Source organism: Variovorax restrictus, assembly GCF_051216715.1.
In the GTDB taxonomy this organism is placed as follows: Bacteria; Pseudomonadota; Gammaproteobacteria; order Burkholderiales; family Burkholderiaceae_C; genus Variovorax.
Genome location: NZ_JBPJZH010000001.1, coordinates 536,497 through 554,935 on the forward strand (window position 1 = coordinate 536,497; position 18,439 = coordinate 554,935).

19 protein-coding genes are annotated in these 18,439 nt (G+C 68.0%); 9 read left to right on the top strand and 10 right to left on the bottom strand.

What is annotated here, in order from left to right; all coding sequences use genetic code 11:
- Positions 1 to 17: 17 nt before the first annotated feature.
- From ACSFA0_RS02545 to ACSFA0_RS02565, 5 genes are all read left to right on the top strand, one after another.
- The gene (locus tag ACSFA0_RS02545; RefSeq protein WP_435448669.1) at positions 18 to 395 is read left to right on the top strand and encodes a response regulator transcription factor; all 378 of its coding nucleotides are present in this window, start codon (positions 18 to 20) and stop codon (positions 393 to 395) included.
- Positions 392 to 1,165: an HD-GYP domain-containing protein gene (locus ACSFA0_RS02550; RefSeq protein ID WP_435448670.1), complete on the top strand. Its 774-nt coding sequence runs from the start codon at positions 392 to 394 to the stop codon at positions 1,163 to 1,165. Before ACSFA0_RS02545 ends, ACSFA0_RS02550 begins: the two co-directional genes overlap by 4 nt.
- The gene (locus tag ACSFA0_RS02555) at positions 1,162 to 1,965 is read left to right on the top strand and encodes an ABC transporter substrate-binding protein (protein ID WP_435448671.1); all 804 of its coding nucleotides are present in this window, start codon (positions 1,162 to 1,164) and stop codon (positions 1,963 to 1,965) included. The genes ACSFA0_RS02550 and ACSFA0_RS02555 overlap by 4 nt, the downstream gene beginning before the upstream one ends.
- 5 nt (positions 1,966 to 1,970) lie before the next feature.
- Positions 1,971 to 4,475, top strand: a complete 2,505-nt coding sequence (locus tag ACSFA0_RS02560; protein WP_435448672.1) for an ATP-binding protein — start codon at positions 1,971 to 1,973, stop codon at positions 4,473 to 4,475.
- Between the two features lie 275 nt (positions 4,476 to 4,750).
- A complete protein-coding gene (locus tag ACSFA0_RS02565; protein ID WP_435448673.1) occupies positions 4,751 to 6,469 on the top strand; it encodes a methyl-accepting chemotaxis protein in 1,719 nt (572 codons plus the stop codon).
- A gap of 3 nt (positions 6,470 to 6,472) precedes the next feature.
- On the opposite strand, the gene ACSFA0_RS02570 is transcribed toward ACSFA0_RS02565, so the two are convergent.
- Complete coding sequence (locus ACSFA0_RS02570; RefSeq protein ID WP_435448674.1) at positions 6,473 to 7,129, bottom strand: hypothetical protein; 657 nt, start codon at positions 7,127 to 7,129, stop codon at positions 6,473 to 6,475.
- 190 nt (positions 7,130 to 7,319) lie between these two features.
- Between ACSFA0_RS02570 and ACSFA0_RS02575 the strand changes: the two genes are divergently transcribed.
- Positions 7,320 to 8,453, top strand: coding sequence for an HD-GYP domain-containing protein (locus tag ACSFA0_RS02575; protein ID WP_435448675.1), 1,134 nt, complete (start codon positions 7,320 to 7,322; stop codon positions 8,451 to 8,453).
- A 142-nt stretch (positions 8,454 to 8,595) separates the two neighbouring features.
- Here ACSFA0_RS02575 and ACSFA0_RS02580 read toward each other — a convergent pair whose 3' ends face one another.
- Genes ACSFA0_RS02580 through ACSFA0_RS02590 form a run of 3 tightly spaced genes read right to left on the bottom strand, consistent with a single transcriptional unit; the run spans position 8,596 to position 11,975 of the window.
- Positions 8,596 to 9,135, bottom strand: coding sequence for a GAF domain-containing protein (locus tag ACSFA0_RS02580; protein ID WP_435448676.1), 540 nt, complete (start codon positions 9,133 to 9,135; stop codon positions 8,596 to 8,598).
- On the bottom strand, positions 9,128 to 10,093 hold the full coding sequence (locus tag ACSFA0_RS02585) for a Bug family tripartite tricarboxylate transporter substrate binding protein (RefSeq protein WP_435448677.1): 966 nt from the start codon (positions 10,091 to 10,093) through the stop codon (positions 9,128 to 9,130). The genes ACSFA0_RS02580 and ACSFA0_RS02585 overlap by 8 nt, the downstream gene beginning before the upstream one ends.
- Positions 10,094 to 10,133: 40 nt before the next feature.
- Positions 10,134 to 11,975, bottom strand: coding sequence for a gamma-glutamyltransferase family protein (locus tag ACSFA0_RS02590; RefSeq protein WP_435448678.1), 1,842 nt, complete (start codon positions 11,973 to 11,975; stop codon positions 10,134 to 10,136).
- Positions 11,976 to 12,080: 105 nt separating this feature from the next.
- On the opposite strand from ACSFA0_RS02590, the gene ACSFA0_RS02595 reads away from it, so the two are divergent.
- Positions 12,081 to 13,037 (top strand): LysR family transcriptional regulator, encoded by a 957-nt coding sequence (locus ACSFA0_RS02595; protein ID WP_435448679.1) that lies wholly within the window; start codon positions 12,081 to 12,083, stop codon positions 13,035 to 13,037.
- A gap of 72 nt (positions 13,038 to 13,109) precedes the next feature.
- Here the strand turns inward: ACSFA0_RS02595 and ACSFA0_RS02600 are convergent, their stop codons facing one another.
- The 5 genes from ACSFA0_RS02600 to ACSFA0_RS02620 all read right to left on the bottom strand — a co-directional run bounded on the left by ACSFA0_RS02600 (position 13,110) and on the right by ACSFA0_RS02620 (position 16,383).
- Positions 13,110 to 13,328 carry a hypothetical protein gene (locus tag ACSFA0_RS02600; protein ID WP_435448680.1) on the bottom strand — a complete coding sequence of 73 codons (219 nt, stop codon included), beginning with the start codon at positions 13,326 to 13,328 and terminating at the stop codon, positions 13,110 to 13,112.
- The gene (locus ACSFA0_RS02605; RefSeq protein WP_435448681.1) at positions 13,325 to 13,636 is read right to left on the bottom strand and encodes a hypothetical protein; all 312 of its coding nucleotides are present in this window, start codon (positions 13,634 to 13,636) and stop codon (positions 13,325 to 13,327) included. Before ACSFA0_RS02605 ends, ACSFA0_RS02600 begins: the two co-directional genes overlap by 4 nt.
- A 184-nt stretch (positions 13,637 to 13,820) precedes the next feature.
- Positions 13,821 to 15,194: a DUF5666 domain-containing protein gene (locus ACSFA0_RS02610; protein WP_435448682.1), complete on the bottom strand. Its 1,374-nt coding sequence runs from the start codon at positions 15,192 to 15,194 to the stop codon at positions 13,821 to 13,823.
- Complete coding sequence (locus ACSFA0_RS02615; protein ID WP_435448683.1) at positions 15,191 to 16,027, bottom strand: DUF6502 family protein; 837 nt, start codon at positions 16,025 to 16,027, stop codon at positions 15,191 to 15,193. The genes ACSFA0_RS02610 and ACSFA0_RS02615 overlap by 4 nt, the downstream gene beginning before the upstream one ends.
- Before the next feature lie 35 nt (positions 16,028 to 16,062).
- Positions 16,063 to 16,383: a hypothetical protein gene (locus tag ACSFA0_RS02620; RefSeq protein WP_435448684.1), complete on the bottom strand. Its 321-nt coding sequence runs from the start codon at positions 16,381 to 16,383 to the stop codon at positions 16,063 to 16,065.
- A gap of 143 nt (positions 16,384 to 16,526) precedes the next feature.
- Between ACSFA0_RS02620 and ACSFA0_RS02625 the strand changes: the two genes are divergently transcribed.
- Positions 16,527 to 17,261 carry a tRNA-uridine aminocarboxypropyltransferase gene (locus tag ACSFA0_RS02625; protein WP_435448685.1) on the top strand — a complete coding sequence of 245 codons (735 nt, stop codon included), beginning with the start codon at positions 16,527 to 16,529 and terminating at the stop codon, positions 17,259 to 17,261.
- Here the strand turns inward: ACSFA0_RS02625 and ACSFA0_RS02630 are convergent.
- Positions 17,258 to 17,722 (bottom strand): DUF2846 domain-containing protein, encoded by a 465-nt coding sequence (locus ACSFA0_RS02630; protein ID WP_435448686.1) that lies wholly within the window; start codon positions 17,720 to 17,722, stop codon positions 17,258 to 17,260. The two genes, ACSFA0_RS02625 and ACSFA0_RS02630, sit on opposite strands and share 4 nt — an antisense overlap.
- Positions 17,723 to 17,945: 223 nt before the next feature.
- Between ACSFA0_RS02630 and ACSFA0_RS02635 the strand changes: the two genes are divergently transcribed.
- Positions 17,946 to 18,422, top strand: coding sequence for an FKBP-type peptidyl-prolyl cis-trans isomerase (locus tag ACSFA0_RS02635; RefSeq protein ID WP_435448687.1), 477 nt, complete (start codon positions 17,946 to 17,948; stop codon positions 18,420 to 18,422).
- Positions 18,423 to 18,439: the final 17 nt, after the last annotated feature.

Consider the following 18,439-nt stretch of genomic DNA (forward strand, 5'->3'; position numbering starts at 1 on the left):
CCCTCTTCGGACTCGTCATGAACAGCATCCTCATCGTCGACGACCACTCCGACATCCGCCGGCTCATCCGCATGACGCTGGAGTTCGCCGGCCATGGCGCCAACGTGGCGGAAGCGTGTGACGGCGAGACGGGCCTGGCGATGGCGCGTGCGTTGCGGCCCGACGTCGTCATCACCGATGTGATGATGCCGGGCGCCACCAGCGGCCTGAGCCTGTGCCAGACCTTGACCTCGGACCCCACGATGTCGGGAACCGCCATCGTGATGATCTCCGCGAAGGGGCGGGCCGAAGACCGCATCGCGGGCCTCGAGGCCGGCGCCCAGGCCTACCTGGTCAAGCCCTTCAGCCCGCTGGAGCTGGTGAAGACGCTCGAGCAGCTGGGGGTGTCGGCATGACCCCCTCCGCGCGCGACAGCGGTAAGCGCTTCGACGACGACGCTTCGGCGCAAATGGAAACGTTGCTCACCGACCTCGGCAAGATGTACCAGGAGCGCAACGAGGCCCTGCGCGAAGTCGTCGCGGCGCACCAGGACGCGCTCTACAAGCTGGCGCTGGCTGCCGAGTACAAGGACGACGACACCGGCGTGCACATCGTGCGCATCGGGGTGCTGGCCGAGGCCCTGGCGCTGGCGCTGGGCCAGAGCCGGACCTGGTCGACCCTGCTGCGCAAGGCGGCGCCGATGCACGACATCGGCAAGATCGGCATCCCGGATGCCGTGCTGAAGAAGCCGGGCGGCTTCACGCCGGAAGAGCGCGACGTGATGAACCGGCACCCGGAGATCGGCGCGGAGATCCTCGGCCGATCGCGCGTGCCGCTGTTCCAGTTGGCCGCGGAGATCGCACTGTCCCACCACGAGCGCTTCGATGGCGGTGGTTATCCCAAAGGTCTGGCCGGCACGGCCATTCCGCTGGCCGGGCGCATCGTCGCGGTGGTGGACTACTTCGACGCGCTGTCGATGGCGCGGTGCTACCGGCCGGCCTTCGCCGCCGACGAGGTCCGGCGCATGCTGATCGCCGAGCGCGGCACGTCTTTCGACCCCCGGGTGGTCGACGCGCTGCTCGACCGCTGGGCGCCGTTCCTGGCGCTGCGCGACCGCGTGACCGAAAGCCGCGTCAGCTTCGGCGACCTCGTCCACACGACCGACCATCCCTGGAGCCTCGCATGAGGTGGGGCAGGCATCTGGTGCTGGCGGCGGCGCTCCTCATCGGGGGCGCAGGGCTGCTGCCGGCCCCCGTGCAGGCCGGGCCCGTGGCCGACCGCGTGGCGCGCTCGGGCACCGTGCGCGTGTGCATCTGGCCCGACTACTACGGCGTGACGTACCGCAACCCGCGCGACCAGTCGCTCAGCGGCATCGACATCGAGCTGTCGGCGCAACTCGCGCAAGACCTGCGCGTGCGGCTCACGTACGTCGACTCGTCGTTCGCGACACTGGTCCGCGACCTGAGCACCGGCAGCTGCGACGTCGCCATGTTCGCTGTCGGTGTGCTGCCGCAACGCCTCGCGCAGCTTCGCTTCACGCGGCCCTATCTCCGCAGCGACATCTACGGCGTCACGACCAAGGGCAACCGCGTCGTTCGACGGTGGGAAGACATCGACCAGCCGGGGGTTCAGGTCGGCGTTCAGGCGGGGACCTTCATGGAGCCGGTCATGGCCGAAGCACTCAAGCAGGCACGGCTCGTCGTGGTGGCGCCGCCGACCACGCGTGAACGTGAGCTCGAGTCCGGCCGCATCGATGTGTTCATGAGCGACTACCCCTACAGCCGGCGGCTGCTGGACAACGCGGATTGGGCCGAGCTGGTGGGCCCCCCCCAACCCTTCCACGTTCTGCCCTACGCCTATGCAGTCCTTCCTGGGGACGACGCGTGGTTGCAGACCATGGACAAATTCGTCGAGCGCATCCGCAGCGACGGCCGGCTCGATGCCGCTGCCCGTCGCAACGGCTTGTCGGCCATCGTCGTCCGCTGAACGCCATGAAGGCTCCGCAAGACGCCCTGCCGTGGCCGGCGAGTCGCATCGTCCGCCTGATCGGCCTGTCCCTGGTCGTCGTGATGGCCGGGATCTCGGTGGCGCTGCTCGTCAGGGATCGCGCCGCCGCCATCGACGAACAGCAGAAGCGCAATACGCTGTATGCGCGCGTCCTCGAAGACCATGTGACGCGCAGCATCGACACCGCGGCGATCTCGCTGGCCAGCGTCGCGAGCGAGCTGAGCAGTCAGAACACCACGAGCGCGGCCGTCTCCGCCAACCTCCGGCAGCTGGTCCTGAGTCTTCCGCTGTTGCGCGACATCGCGGTCGTCGACATGAACGGACGGGTGGTCGCCGCCAGCAGCGCCGACGACGTGGGGCGGCGCATCGACCTGGGTCGGCTCGGCCTGCTGCCGAGCGAGGGGAGCGACGCCTTGGGCCCCTACCTGCCCGGACGCGGGCTGGCCGCGCTGGCGACCGGTGCCGCCCCTTCGACGTCGCCGGCCTCCGTCGGCGTCATCCCGCTGATGCGGCGCGCCCGACCGCCGTCGGGCGACCTCCTCGTCCTCGCGCTGATCCATCCCGAAGGCCTGGTGCGGCAGATGCGGCTCACGATCACCGACCCGGGCAGCCGCGCCGCCCTGGTTCGGTACGACGGCCGCCTGTATGGCGACACGGGTGCCGGCGCCCCGGGCACGTTGCTGCGGGAGCATCCGGTGTTCCGGACATTCCTCCCGCGCATCGAGCATGCCAACTACCAGGCGGCGGGCATCGACCCGGAGACCCAGACCGGGGCGTTCCGCGTCTCGAGTTCGCGGCCCCTGGTCGTGCTGGTGGAGCGGCCCTTGCAGGCGGTCACGACGGAGTGGTTCGTCGAGGCGCGCTTCCGGATGCTGGTCATCGTGCTCGCCACGCTCACCCTCGTGGGGCTGACGATCACCGCATCGCGCAGCCTGAAGGCCCGCGAGGAAGCCGGCCAGCGTGTCGATGCCATGCAGCTGAAGATCGCTCGCAGCGAGCAGGAGCTCAACGTCATCGTCCGCAGCGTCCAGGAACTGCTCTTCAGGACCGATGCACGAGGCAGGCTGACTTTCGTCAACGCGCACTGGATGGCGGCGACGGGCGAATCCCAGGAGTCGATCCTCGGCACGCCCCTTGTCGAGCTCGTGGCGCCGGATGAACGGTCGGTCGTCCACGCGATGCTCGAGCGCGACGCCGCCCGTGGTGCACGCGCCGCGACGCTGACTTTCTGGGCGGGAACGGACCACCCTCGGCGCGTGGACGTCGCGCTTGTGCCGCTGCACGACGGCCAGCAGGCAACCGGTTTCGCCGGTAGCGCTGTCGACATCACGGCGCGCGAGGAGGCGGAGGCGCAGCTCGCCGAACAGGTGGCGTTCATGGCGCTGCTGCGGGACATGAGTCCCCTGCCGATGTCGATGCGCGACATGTCGGGCCGCTACCTCGACGTGAACCGCGCCTGGCTGGAATTCGCGCAGCGGGGCAAGGCGGAGGTTCTGGGCCGGCGAGGTGAGAACTTCGTCCCGGAGTCCGAGGCGCGGCTGCACGAAGCCTGCGACCGAAGCTTGCAAAGCAACGGCGGCCAGCTTCAGTATGAAGCCTTCCATACGCACCCCAACGGCGACAAGCGCGACCTGCTCATCAACAAGGTGCTGGTGATGGGGCGCGACGGCAAGGCGCAGGGCATCCTGACCACCTTCATGGATGTCACGGAACTGCGGAACGCCTCCCGCACGACGCAGGAGGCCCGGGAGGTCGCCGAAGAGGCGTCACGCGCCAAGAGCGAGTTCATCGCCAACATCAGCCACGAACTGCGCACGCCGCTGCAGTCGATCATCGGCTTCTCCGAGCTGGGGGCCGGCCGGGTGCGCAACGACCCGATGGTCGCGGGCATGTTCTCGGACATTCTGTCGTCGGGCCAGCGCATGCTGGCGCTGGTCAACGACCTGCTCGACGTTTCCAAGATCGACAGTGCCGTCGGCACCATCCACCTCGAGCGGACCGATCTGCGGCCGCTGCTGCGCACGGTCGTGCACGAGCTGGGTCCGCTGTTCGGCGCGAAACACCTGACGGTCGACATGCAGCTGCCGAAGACGGCGCTCTCGGCGAAGGTCGACCCGTTCCGTTTCCAGCAGGTCGTGCGCAACATCCTGGCGAACGCGATCCGCTTCTCGCCGGTCGGCGAATCGATCGACGTGGGAGCCCGAACCGCCTCGGACGGGAGTCTCCACATCTGGTTTCGCGACCACGGCCCCGGCATCCCGCCCGATGAGTTCGAGGACATCTTCGACGCCTTCGTGCAGTCGAGCAAAACCAAGGACGGTTCCGGCGGGACCGGGCTGGGCCTGGCGATCTGCCGGAAGATCCTGGACGCACACCGCGGCACGATCAGCGCCGGCAATGCGAAAGACGGCGGCGCGCGCTTCGATGTGCTGCTGCCGGCCAACGACTTCAGTGAAACCACGCCAGGCGTGCTGACCGAGCTCGACTGAGCACAACGCTGCGTTAGCAATCGGTTTTGCCGGATTCGAAGCGTCGTGGGCGCCGCGGGCGCTTGTTGCCGTCTGCCGTCAGTGCGCCGCAGCAGGCCAATCAGCAGTGGCAGAAAGCCGCACAAGTTCACGCAGCCCCGACAATCAAAGTATCACTTTAATCATTTCTGAAATATCATTTCAGACATGACGGCGACGCGATCTTGCGAAGGCCGGCAACCGAGTGGACGGCTGTAGATCCACCCGATTTAACAACTCTCATTCTGGGTGTCTCTATGAAGCTATTCGATGGTTTTGGCATTGCCAAGCGCCTGTATGTCGCTCTTTTCGTGGTCGTTGCGGCGCTGGGCGCCCTGGGGGTGGTCTCCTGGGTTCGGCTCAGCGATGTCAATGCCACGGCGGATCGCACGGGCGCGATTCGCGTTCCGCAGCTCCAACGCATCGCGTTGACGGAACTCAGCGTGACGCGCGTCTCGTTGCAGATCCGCCATGCCATCCTGGTGCGGACGCCGGAAGACCTGCGCATCACGCTGGCGGACATCGCGGAGAAGCGCAAGATCATCGAGGAGAACAGCGCACTGTATGGGAGGGACAGTGTGAGCCCGGCAGCGCGAAAAGCCTTCGATGAAGACTTCAAGAAGCTCGCCAGCGAGTTCTGGGCGATTGGAGAGGTCAACATCAAGCTCATCGAAGCCGGGCGCAAGGACGAGGCCTTCGACTTCCTGGTGGAGAAGACGATCCCGGCGCGCAACAAAGTGCTCGCATGGCTGAAGACCGAGAAGGACCGTCAGGGCACGCTGCTGACCGCGGAACTCGACCAGGTCCAACAGGCGGCCACGAGCACGCGCTCCGCGCTGCTGGCGATCATCCTGGCGATCACGGTCGCCTTGGCGGGGCTGTTCTTCCACATCGCCGACCTGGTGCGCCGTCGTGTCGGGGCGGCGTCTGTCGTCGCCGAACGGGTGAGCGCCGGTGATCTGACGGTGCCTGTCGTGAACGAGGTTCGCGATGAATTCGCACCATTGATCGCGGCCCTGGCGGCCATGCAGGGCAACCTCGTGCGCATCGTCGGCGACGTCCGAACGGGCACGGACACGATGTTGACGGCGTCCCGCGAGATCGCCAGCGGCAACCAGGACCTGTCGTCGCGCACCGAGCAGCAAGCGAGCGCGCTGGAGCAGACCGCCGCCTCGATGGAAGAGCTGACCTCGACGGTCAAGCAGAACGCCGACAACGCGCGTCAGGCCAACCAGCTCGCCGTCGCGGCATCGGACGTCGCCGTACAGGGCGGCGAAGTGGTCGGCCGGGTGGTCGACACGATGAACTCGATCGACGCATCGTCCAAGAAGGTGGTCGACATCATCGGCGTGATCGACGGCATCGCCTTCCAGACCAACATCCTCGCCCTCAACGCCGCGGTGGAAGCCGCGCGTGCCGGCGAACAAGGCCGCGGCTTCGCGGTGGTGGCGTCGGAAGTTCGAAGTCTGGCGCAACGCTCGGCCGCCGCCGCCAAGGAGATCAAGGGGCTGATCGACGATTCGGTGGGGAAGGTGCGCGTGGGCACCGAACTGGTGGGCGACGCGGGACGGATCATGGACCAGGTGGTCGGCAGCGTGCGCCGCGTCACGGACATCATGGGCGAGATCACGGCCGCCAGCCAGGAGCAGTCCACCGGCATCGAGCAGGTGAACCAGGCGATCATGCAGATGGACCAGGTCACGCAGCAGAACGCCGCGCTGGTCGAAGAGGCCGCTGCTGCCGCCGGCTCGCTGCAGGACCAGGCGTCCGGCTTGGTCGGCGTGGTGGCGGCCTTCAAGCTGAACGACGGCGATGCGGGCGCCCTGAGCGGCAACGCCTCCAGCCGGCCGGTTGCCAGCCGCGCTTTGGTGCCCAAGAAGCGCCCTGCATCGCTGGGACGGCAAGGCAGCAAGACAGCCCCCGCCGTTGGCGTGAAGCCAGTGCGCGCCGAATCGGCGGAGTGGGCGGAGTTCTGACAGTCAGGCTCTCGGCGTAGCGTCCTCGACGACCACGCCCAGCACGCGCGCCACGTCCGCGTCCTCGATCGGCAGCTCCCAACTCAGGAAGGCCACGGTGCCATCGGCGCCGTCCGAGAAATCCGCCGGATCGAAGCTGCCGCGGTCGCGCCGGAACACGGCGTGCGGCTGGCCCGTGTCGAACACCACGGCCGTGCCGCGCGTCAGGGGAATGCGCAGGCCCGCGCGGGGGAAGTGCAGATCCAGCCCCTGGTCGTCGCTGAGGAAGAGGTTGCAGAAGGCCATGCCGCCGTAGTGCTCGGCGTCGTGGTGGTACGCCGCGCCGCGGCAGGCCATCAGCGCCACCTCGCTGGACGCCAGCACGTCCGACAACCCGAGCGCGCGGGTCCAGTCGGCCATCGCTTCCACGCACCGCCGGTAGTCCGGCCAGCGCAGGCGCGCCCGCGGCAGGGGCAGCGGCTCGACGTCGCCGGGTTCGAGGGCCAGGACCGACGCCACCTCGCGCTGCCAATCGGCCGTCAGCCGCGCAGGGAGGCTGGGAATGTCGACGGTGCCGACCCGCACCACCTCGCCCACGCATCGGATGCGCGGCACGTCGCCGCTGACGAAGCGGACGGTCGACGGGCCGCAATCGTCGGGCAGTGGTGAAACAGGGTGCATTCGGCAGTGTAGTAAGGCGAAAGGCAACAGGCCGTCGGGGGCCTCTTCAATGCGTCGTTGCGAACGTGCCAAGGTTGACGCGCGCCGAGCGCATGGAAGGAGGTTTGGACACCTTTTGGTCCTATAGTCAAATTTTCACCCCTGCCACCCCGCAGCGCGCGTATCTGTATCTGGAACGCACACGACCGTCATGCTGAAGAAGATCAAGGCCACCGAGTTGGAAGAAGGCATGGTCCTCAAGGGGCTCGATGGCATCTGGACGGGCGTGCCCACCGCACGCTCTACGTCGCGCGTGCTCGGCCGACGGCTACTGCGCTCGCTGCGTGCCCGCGTCGACATCTTCGTGTGGATCGAAGTCGCCGAACCCCCGCCGGCGGTTCGCGTGCCACCGCCCGTCGATGTGCATGAAGCCGCCACGAAGGCGCGTGCCTTCGGCGCGTCCACCATGAAGAGCACCTTCGCCGACGTGCAGGCCAACCGGCCTCTGAACGTGCCGCAGGCGCTCCAGGTGGTCGACGGCATCTACGCATCGATCGAGCAGGACCCGGGCGCCATGCTGAGCGTGGCCCGGCTCAAGACCGCCGACGAGTACACGTACATGCATTGCGTCACCGTCTGTGCGCTCATGGCGGCCTTCGCGCGCGAACTGGGCATGCCCGAAGGGCAGGTCCGCAACGCGGCCATCGGCGGCCTGTTCCACGACCTGGGCAAGGCGCGGGTGCCGGCCGACATTCTGAACAAGCCGGGCGCGCTCACCGACGCGGAGTTCGCGACGATGAAGAACCATCCGCGGCTGGGCATGGAGATGCTGCAGAGCAACGGCTTCGACGAACCCATCGCGCTGGACATCTGCCTGCATCACCACGAGAAGATCGGCGGCGGCGGCTACCCGGACGGGCTGGACGACGAGGAGATCTCGATCTACGCGCGCATGGCGGCCATCTGCGACGTGTTCGACGCCGTGACCTCTGCGCGCGTCTACAAGCGGGCCTGGGACCCGGCCGATGCGCTGGTCCGCATGGCTGCGTGGAAGGGCCACTTCGACCGCGAGCTGCTGGCCGCCTTCATCAAGCTGGTCGGCGTGTACCCGGTGGGCTCGCTTGTGCGGCTGAATTCGGGCCTGCTGGCGGTGGTGGTGCAGCAGCGCAAGGACCAGCTGTATGCGCCCGTCGTGCGCACTTTCTATTCCACGGTGCAGGAAACCCCCACGGTGCCGACGCTGCTCGACCTGAGCGAGCCGGACTGCACCGTGCAGATCGTCGGGCGCGAGCCGCGCGACCTTTGGGACGACGCGCACATCCAGCGGCTGTCGCTGCCGGACTGAAACCAAACCCACCCCCGATGCGCCTGCGGCGCCTCCCCCTCGAGGGGGCGCACCCGGCGGCCTGGCAAAGCCAGTTCCGCGGGTGCCCTGGCGTCACCGGCCCGTCGGCGGCCCGCTGTCGTCCCGACGACGGCGCCGCTGCTCAGGCCTCGCGTGGGCCCAGCACCCAGGGCGTGGCGAGCAGCCCGAGCAGCTGCACCAGGGCCAGCTCCTGCGGCTGCCAGGCGGGCCGCACGCCGAGCAGGTTGAAGGTCGCGGCGCAGCGCCCGTGCGCATCGAGCAACGGCACGTTGACGACCGCACGCAGGCCGAGCGACGCGATGAGCGCGTGGTCGTCGAAGACCTCGCGCAAGGCGGCGTCGCCCTCGCCCACGAACATCTGGGCACCGCGCAGCAACTGGCGCGTCCACGGCGTCAGCGTCTTGCGCTTGCGCCCGCCCACCGGGTAGGCGGCGGGGTCGGAGGTCCACACGCGCTGCAACTCGACGGTGTCGCTGTCGTCGTGCGCGGGCGAGGCATCGAGGTTCACTGTCAGCAGCCCGTCGCCCAGCAGGCGCCGGCGAACGCCGTCGATGCATTGCAAGGCCGCGTCCATCGTGCGCGCGCGCGGCAGGTCGTGCGTGAGCGCCTGGCACACGTCGAGCGGCAGGCGCAGCGCGTCGGCCATGCCTGCCTCACTCATTCTTGATGCCGAGCTCGCGGATGACCTTGCCGTAGCGGTCGGCGTCGCTGCGCAGCACGGCGGCGAACTGCTGCGGCGTGCCCTTGACGATCTCGACGCCCATCGAATCCATGCGCGTGCGCACCTCGGGTTGTGCCAGCGCCTTGTTGATCTCGTCGTTGAGCTTGGTCACCAAGTCCTTGGGCATGTTGGCCGGGCCGAAGGCGCCGTACCAGACGCCGAGCGCATAGCCCGGCAGCGTCTCGGCCACGGTGGGCGCGTCGGGCAGCAGCGGCGAGCGCTTGGCCTCGGTCACGCCCAACAGGCGCAGCTTGCCGGCCTTCACATGCGGCAGCGTCTGCGTGCCGGCGGAGAACAGCACCTGCGTCTGGTTCGACACCGTGTCGACCACGGCCGGCGCGCCGCCCTTGTACGGCACGTGCAGCATCTCGATGCCTGCGGCCTTCTCGAACAGCACCGCGCTCAGGTGGTTGGTGGAGCCAGGGCCGGCCGACGCATAAGCCAGCTTGCCGGGGTTGGCCTTGGCGTAGGCGATCAATTCCTTCACGTTGGTCGCGGGCACCGCGGGGTTGACGACCATGGTGTTGATCACGTTGGCCATCTGCGCGATGGGCGTGAAGTCCTCGACGCCGCGAAAGGGCATGGACGGCATCAATGCCGGGTTCATCGCATGCGTGCTCATCGAGCCGATCAGCAGTGTGTAGCCGTCGGGCTTGGCCTTGGCCACGAAGTTCGAGCCGATGTTGCCGGACGCACCGGCCCGGTTGTCGACGATGACCGTCTGGCCCAGCGACTTGGTCAGCTGCTCGGCCAGCGAGCGCGCCAGGATGTCGGTGGAGCCGCCGGGTGCCCAGGGCACGACCAGCGTGATGGGCTTGTCGGGCCACTCGGCCGCGGCGAGGGTGGCGAAGCCGCTGAGGGCGAGCAGCGTGAGGCCGCGACGGATGCGAGAAAGCATGGGATGAACTCCTGGATGAAAAAGAAAGGGGAGGGAGGGATCAGCGCCCGACCGCGTAGCCCTGCATGCCGCGCGGGTTGGCCGCGGCGCGCAACAGCAGGCGGCCCTGGGCGTCGTGCTCGCGGGTGCAGGCGGACATGCGGCTTTCCGACCACGGGTCGCCGACCTTCACGTCGTGTCCCTGCGCGCGCAGCGCATCGAGCACCTCGGGCGAGAAGCGCGACTCGGCCGTGAGCCGGTTGAGCGTGGTCGACCGCGGCCAGAACGACGCGGGGAAATGGTCGACGTGCCAGGCCGGCGCGTCGATGGCTTCCTGCAGGTTCATGCCGTGCACCGCATGGCGCAGGAAGAAGGCGGGCGACCACTGGTCCTGCTGATCGCCGCCGGGCGTGCCGAAGGCCATGTAGGGTTCGCCGTCGCGCAGCGCGAGCGAGGGCGACAGCGTGGTGCAGGGCGGCACGCCGGGCGTCACGGTGTTCGGCAGGCCGTCGTCGAGCCAGGTCATCTGCAGGCGCGTGTTGATCGCGAAGCCGAGCGCCGGGATCACTGGGCTGGACGACAGCCAGCCGCCCGAAGGCGTGGCCGCGACCATGTTGCCGTGGCGGTCGATCACGTCGATGTGGCAGGTGTCGCCGACGAAGACTTCGCGCTCGGCCCATTCGGCGACGGGCGGCAGCGCGGCGAAGGTGGGCTCGCCGACGCCGAAGCGCGTGTCGGCGGTGCGCAGCGTGCGCGCGGCCACGTCGAGGTCGGGCAGGCGCGGCGCCTGGCCCAGCGGCGAACCGGGCTGCAGCTGTTGCGAGGCGTTGTCGCCCACCGTCATCCAGCGCTGGCGCAGGTAGTCGTCGGACAGCAGCGCCATCTGCGCCTCGCGCGACGCACCGGGTGCGCTGCCGTACCACGCCAGGCGGTCGGCCATCGCGAGCTTGGCCGCTTCGGCGATGCGGTGCACGAAGCCCGCGGTGTGCGGCGCGTGCTGTTCGAGGCCGGCGTGGCGCAGCATGCCGATCTGTTGGAGGAAGGCCGGGCCCTGGCTCCAGAAGCCGCACTTGGCCAGCGTGTAGCGGCCGAAGTCGACCGTCAGCGGCGCTTCGACGGTGGGCTGCCACTGCGCCATGTCGTCGTAGCGCAGCAGGCCGGCGTGGCGCTCGCCGGTGGTGTCGCGCACCTGGGCCGTGCGGTAGTAGCTGTCGATCTCCTGCGCGACGAAGCCCTGGTACCAGCAGCGCATCGCCGCATCGATGGTGCCGGTGCGTGTGCCGTCGCCGCCGTGGTCGGCCGTGTGCAGGATGCGCTCGTAGGTGGCGGCCAGGCGCGGCTGGCAGAACAGCGCGCCGGGCTTCGGCACCTGGCCGTCGGGCAGCCAGACCTCGGCGGACGAGGTCCAGTGCTCGCGGAACAGCGCCTGCACCGCGACGATGGCCTGCACCGCGCGCGGGATGAGCGGGTAGCCGTCGCGTGCGTAGCCGATGGCCGGCGCGAGCACGTCGGCCAGCGACCAGGTGCCGTGGTCGCGCAGCATCGTCAGCCACGCACCGAAGGCGCCCGGCACGGTGGCCGGCAGCAGGCCGATGCCCGGCACCTGTTCGAGCCCCAGGCGGCGAAAGGCCGCGGCCGAGGCCTCGCCCGGTGCGGCGCCCTGGCCGCAGACCGACTGCATGCGCCGGTCCTTCTCGCTCCAGAAGAGGATGGGTACTTCGCCGCCCGCGCCATTGAGGTGCGGCTCCACCACCTGCAGCACGAAGCCGCCGGCCACGGCCGCATCGAAGGCGTTGCCGCCGCGTTCGAGCACGCCCATGGCGGTCTGCGCGGCGAGCCAGTGCGTGGCCGCGGCGACGCCGTGCGTGCCGGTGATTTCAGGGCGGGTGGTGAAGGTGCTCATGGTTCTGGTGCATCGAAGGGGATGCGCCGATTCTGGTCGCACGAAATAGGCCAATGCACATGGATAGCTATCGATGCATGCATCGATTGCTATGCTCGGCGATCCATGTCTCCTGCACCCCTTGCCCCCGACGCCCTCGCCCTGCGCCTCGAAACCCGCCTGAAGATGCGTCATTACGTGCTGCTGATGGCCGTCGACCGGCATCGCTCCATCACCCGTGTGGCCGAGCAGCTGTCGCTCGCGCAGCCGACCGTGACGCGTGCGCTGGCCGACATCGAGGACATCTTCATGACGCCGCTCTTCATCCGCAGCCGCCGCGGACTGGAGCCGACCGTCGCCGGCGAGGTGGTGCTGGCGCGCGCCAAGCTCGCCGTGGCGGACAACCACGCGCTGCAGCAGGAGCTGCGCGCCGTCAGCGGCGCCGGGCTGCAGGGGCGGCTGCGCGTCGGCGTGATTCCCTATGCGGCCACGCAGACGCTCGACGCCGTGTGGCAGCACCTCTTCGGCCTGCGCCCGCGCATCGCGCTGCTGGCGCACGAGGACACCACGCACAACCTGGTGCTGGCGGTGCGCCAGCGCACGCTCGACTGCGCCATCTGCCGCTTCTCGCACGACAGCACCGACGACGACCTGGTGCAGGAGCTGCTGTACCGGCAAGAGGCGTGTGTCGTGGTGTCGAAGGCCAGCGCGCTGCGCCTCGCGCGCCAGTCGAACCAGGACGGGCTCGACATCTCGCTGCTGTCGGAGATGGACTGGATCTTCCCGCCCTCCGACACGCCCATCCGCCAGATGATCGACACCGTCTTCGCCGCTGCCGGCCGTACGGTGCCCGTGCCGCTGCTGGAGGCCTACGCGGTGCGCACGGTGGCCTCGGCCATGCAGCAGTTGCCGCGTGCCGTGACGATCCTGCCGCGCGACGTGGCGCAGGCCGTGGCCGCCACCGGTGCTGCCGAAGTCATGCCGCGCCCGCTGCCGTGGAATCTGCCACCGGTGGGGCTGGCGTGGCTGCGGGACTCGCCGAAGGCGTCGGTGATTCAGGGGCTGGCGGCGGCCTTGCGCTGAAGGTGCCCGCGACGGGTGCGTGACGAGCGCTCACAGCACTCACCCGCGCCTCCCGCCCGGCGCCGCGCAGGGTCACCAAAGCTTGTAAAAAAGAAGCGTCAACGCCGCCATGTTCATGACCACGCAGAACGCGATGCACAACGGTGAAAGTTCAAGGGCGAACGTCGGCGACATCCCTTCGGCACGCACCGACGCCACGAGGGGGGCGGGGTCGGTGTATTCGAAGTGGCCGCCGTACCCGTCGCCCGACGGCGTACCGTGCACCGTGAAGCTTGCGTCGGCGACTTTCACCGAAGCCCCCGAGACGCGAGTTCCGCGCGCACCGGCTCGGTCGGGCCTGTCGCACTGCGATCCGCGGCATCGGCCAGCCGCTGCTCGAGTCGATGCTCTTCTGCCGCGAGCACGGCGAACGTACGTAGCGCCGAATCGCTCGGCTCCGAACCGGCGCCTTCGAGGTGGGCACGGAAGGTGTCGACAAGACGCGCCTGGAACGCAAGGCGGGCACGTGTTGCCCGTGCGAGCGCCGCAGCGTCCCGATTGAACGCCGGAATCGCGCCAAGCTTGGGGTGTTCGACCCGGAGGAAATGTTGAGCCGACATAGGCCCTCCCAGAAAAATTCGTTGGATGTGAAAACGTCACATCCGCGCATTTTTTCTGGCGATGCCCTCGCTGGCTGTCGGACACATGCCCGCCCAAAGGCTCTCTGGTAACGAGGGGTTTCCCGCGCACTTGGCTCGTGTCAGAGGCGCCGAGGGGCACGGCCCTTCTCGGCGTGGGCCTTGGTTACTCGAAGACGACTTGGCTGGCGATCAGCACGTCGTTGACGATGCGTCCCCCGACGACGGTGACCCGGACGCCATTGCCGAGGTTGCCTGCCGCACCATTGACGTACTGAACGCCGGCGCCGCTGGCGTCGATCGCCTGGCCCTTGACCTTGAAGTCGGCCAGCGACCTGAAAGCGCCCACCGTGCCGATGGCCGTGAAGGAAGCCGAACTCGCACCACCCGGGGTCTTCTTGATCCTGATCTTGGTGGCCACCAGCGACCCATTGACGACGGTGCCGGCGACCTCGAGTTCGACGCCGTTGGCAATCGCCGCTGTCGGCCCGCCCGACACCTGCGCGGACAACGCGTTCACGGGTGTGCCGAGGACGCGGAAGCTGGCAACGCCGCTGAAATCCGTCACCACGCCGCCCAGCTGGCGTCGCGTGCCGTCTCGCAGCGAAACGGGATACCAAAGCTCGACCGACGTCGCCTGCAGCATGCCGGCCGTGGGCGATGAGGTCGCACGCACGCGCACGTTCACCCCGGCAACCAGGCCAGACGGTGCCGTGGTCTGGCTGAAATCGACGGCCAGGCTTCCCAGCAGGAACTTGCGGTTGAACACGTCGAGGTTTTGAACGACTCCCGAGAGAATCGGCGTGCCGGTCGCAAGCTTCTCGATCCGCGTCGCGCGCAGCGAGCCCGGCCCGGCAGGCAAGCCCCACACCTGCACGGTCATCCCGGGGGCCAGCGCGCCGAGGCCCGGGAGGTTGCCCCACACCGTCGTCTCGTCGGTACTGATCGTCATGCCGAGCACGACCAGGTCACCATTGCCCGCGTTGACCGCGCTGACCACGCCACGCACATCTGCAGCGGACTCGACCTCCGTGGCCTCGCCCGTGGTGAAGTCCGCATTCGTGGGGCCGTTGACCTTGGCGGTCATGCCCAGCTGGAGCTTGGGTGCATCACGCAACTTCAGCACCGCGCCGGCCGTGTTGTACCGGACGCCGTTGACGATGATGCTGGCAACGCCGCCCACGCCGCCCACGCCCGAATCGCCACTGTCCCCGGCGGAGGCGGACGCACCGGTTCCGCCCGATCCCACGCCACCGGCATCACCGGCCGAGGCCGAAGCCGTGTCACCACTGCCTGCGGACGCGCCCGAGGCACCGCTGCCGGCGCCCGAACTGTCGCCTCCGTTGCCGCCGCCCTCCTGGGAGCCGGCCTGGCCAGCGAAGCCCCAGTCCGGCGAACTCGCATTGCCGAAGGGAACGGCAGCGCCGCTTGAACCGGCGGCCGGTGATCCGTCGATGACGTCACCACCACCGCCGCCGCCGCATGAGAGAAGGAGCGCCGTCGACAAGGCGACAAGGCAACGCATCAGGGTTTTGTTCATTGCTTCAAATTCTCCGGGGGCGCCCGATCGAACGGCACCTCGGAGATTCCCTTGTCATCTTCGAAATACGTGTAGATGCCCACTCTGATCCGCGCTGTGGCGCCCTCGCCGCCCATATCGATGGCCGTGCGCATTTCATGCGCCAGCTCGTGATGCAGCGTGCTCCAGCGCGCGCGGACCAGCTGGTGGATTTCCTCGCAGGCTTCCACCGGAAGGCCGTGCGCAAAAATCGATCGCTCCAGCAGCGGAGGCCGTTCCGCCAGGATGTTGGACACCGATGCATTCAGGTGGTCACGTCCGTTGTCGGCGAAGAAGGCCAACATGGCGCCGAGGTCGTTCGCGGGGATAAAGCCATCGGCCTTGAGCTCGACCTGCGCGCCATGGTCGACCACCAGTCCCAGGCGAACCAGCTCTTCGAGGATGGCGCGGTGGTGCACATTGCCGCGGCTGCCGATCCATGCCATGGACTCGAACGACGGCGCCTTGCTCTCGCTCATCACGGGCAGTTGGCGCAGCGCCTCGTTGTCCGTGGCCATCTCCAGCCATACCGTGAGCGTCTTGGCCGCCGAGGAGAGCTCGGTCGGCGCCAGAGGGTCGCGCGGCGTGCGAACCCTCGCCGTGACCGCTTTGCGGTTGATGCCGGTCGTGATGGAAAGCTGACTGAGGTTCGGTTGCACACCCTTGGCTTGCCACGACCTGCGCGCTTCATCGAGCAGCAACTCGTTGAGCAGTTCCTGCAAGTGCGGCTGCTTCAGGCCCAAGCCCATGGCGAGCCTGACCACCGGCCGCAGAACGCGTGCGCAAGCGGACAGTGCCAAGGCGAGTTGGTTCATTGGGCGGTCGCGATTGTCGCTGAGTTGCTCAATCCTCAGGACGGCATGGCTACCGGCGACAGCATGCGCCGGACGCGGAGCCGGGGCAGCGCTTGCATCGCCATACCGATCCGTCCCCAGCTCGAGACGACGGATGACGGGCGTGCTTCGGATTCGACAGACATCGGAGGCAGGGGCCGCTCACCGACCAGCAGGGCGTACTGGTTCAACTGCCTGGCGATGTCCGCCATCCTGGCGGAAGCGCCGGGCTCGCGGCGCCGCAGCGCATCCAGGCCTTCGGAATATTGCTCGGTCAACCGAGCCCAGTTGGAGAAGTCGCTGCCGAGGACGGCGGCATGCGGGTGCATGGGAGACATAGACGGGTCGTGAGTGGATGCAACAACTGTATGTGACATGTTCACATTTGCAAACTCCGCTGGGCGCCAGGGGGGATTGGGTGTGACTTATTTCTCGGTCTCGCTCCGGTCACGGCAGCGCTCGACGGGCCTGAGAATCGGGCATGTCCCATGCCGTCGCCCGGCTGCGCGCCGCACGGCTGGCGCGCAGCAGCAAACCCTTTCTCGCCCGCGGCGGCTTCAAGCGCGAGCGCTGCGAAGGCTGCCGGCTGCTGCCGAGCCACTGCCTGTGCGCCTTGCGGCCGACGATGTCCACCCGCGCCGGCGTCTGCCTGCTCATGGCCGACATCGAGCCGCTCAAGCCCAGCAACACGGGCTGGCTGGTCGCCGACGTGGTGGCCGACACCTTCGCCTTCGGCTGGGCGCGCACCGAGACCGACCCCGCGCTGTTGGCCCTGCTGAGCGACCCGCAGTGGCAGCCCTTCGTGGTGTTCCCGGGCCAATACGCCGCGCCCGAGCGCGTGGTGCAGGCCGTGCCGTCGCCCGACGCGTCCGCTGAAGGAACGGGCAAGCGCCCGCTGTTCATCCTGCTCGACGGCACCTGGGCCGAGGCCCGCAAGATGTTCGGCCGAAGCCCTTATCTCGACATGCTGCCGGTGCTGAGCCTGACGCCGGAGCAGGCCTCCCGCTACCAACTGCGCAACTCGGGCCGCGACGACCACCTGTGCACCAGCGAAGTGGCTGCGTTATGCATGGCACTGGCGGGAGAACAGCACGCTGCGCAGACCTTGGACGTCTACCTGGATGTCTTCACCCACCACTACCTGTGCGCGAAGAACCAGCAGGCTGTGGCGTGGGAGGGCCTGGCGCATCAGAGGCTGCGCGAGGTGGCGGCTTAATTGCCGCAGGTACCCGGCTGCGCCAAACCGAGTTTGGCGACGTCGGCCTTGCCTTGCTCCTCGGGGATCTGTTCCAGGTCGGCCCCGCCCACGAAGGCACCCATCTTGATGAACTGCCGAATGAAGTAGTTCTTGCCGGCTTCCATGAACACCTCCAGGGCGTTGGGCGAGAACTCCGATTCCGTTTCGATCTTGTGCTTCTTGCCACCTTCGACCTGCGTGTAGAAGAACACGTCGGATGCACTCTCGCCCAGGCATTTGCCGTCGACCCAGATGTCCTTCTTCAGCGCCTTCCCGACGAAGCTGTTGCGATACACATAGACGCCGGAGTTTCCTGCAGTGGGAGCGCTGAATTGCTTGGCCTTGTCCGACTCCTCCTTGCTGGCCATGTTGACGGAGGCGCATCCGGTCAACACGAAGGCGGAAAGGGCGAGGATGGTGATGTTGTGATGGATCTTCATTCGAACTTGCTAGGCAATGAAAGTGACAGAACGCCGAGCCCTGTTTCGGGCTCCCTCCATGGCTGCGGCGCGAGCGCCGCGGGCGGCTGGATTATGCCGACATGTTTCAATGCGTAACATCTCTCGTTGCGTATGCACCTGGGGCTCACGTCAACGCCAGCGACGGCAAGGTCGGAATTACTCGCTACCAAATCGCTCAGCCTCTCTGCGGGACAATCCCCCCATGAAAATCGCCAAAGACACCGTCGTCACCCTCCGCTACAAGGTCACCGACCTGCAGGGCAAGCTCATCGAGGAAGCCAAGGAGCCCATGGGCTACCTGCATGGCGGCTACGACAACACGCTGCCCAAGATCGAAGAGGCGCTGGACGGCCAGGAGGCCGGCTACGGCGTCACGCTGCAGCTCAAACCCGAAGACGCATTCGGCGTGCGCGACCCGGCGCTGGAGCGCACCATCGACAAGAGCGACTTCCCACCGGGCGTGAAGGTCGGTGGCCAGCTCGAAGGCCGCAACGACAACGGCGAGCCGCAGATCTACTACGTCAAGAAGATCAAGGGCAGCCAGGTGCTGCTCGACGGCAACCATCCCCTGGCCGGTCAGGAGCTGCGCTTCGTGCTGAAGGTGCTCGAGGTGCGCGCTGCCGCACCGGAAGAGCTGGCGCACCGGCACGTGCACGGCGCAGGCGGCCACCATCATTGATCCACGAACCGACGGCC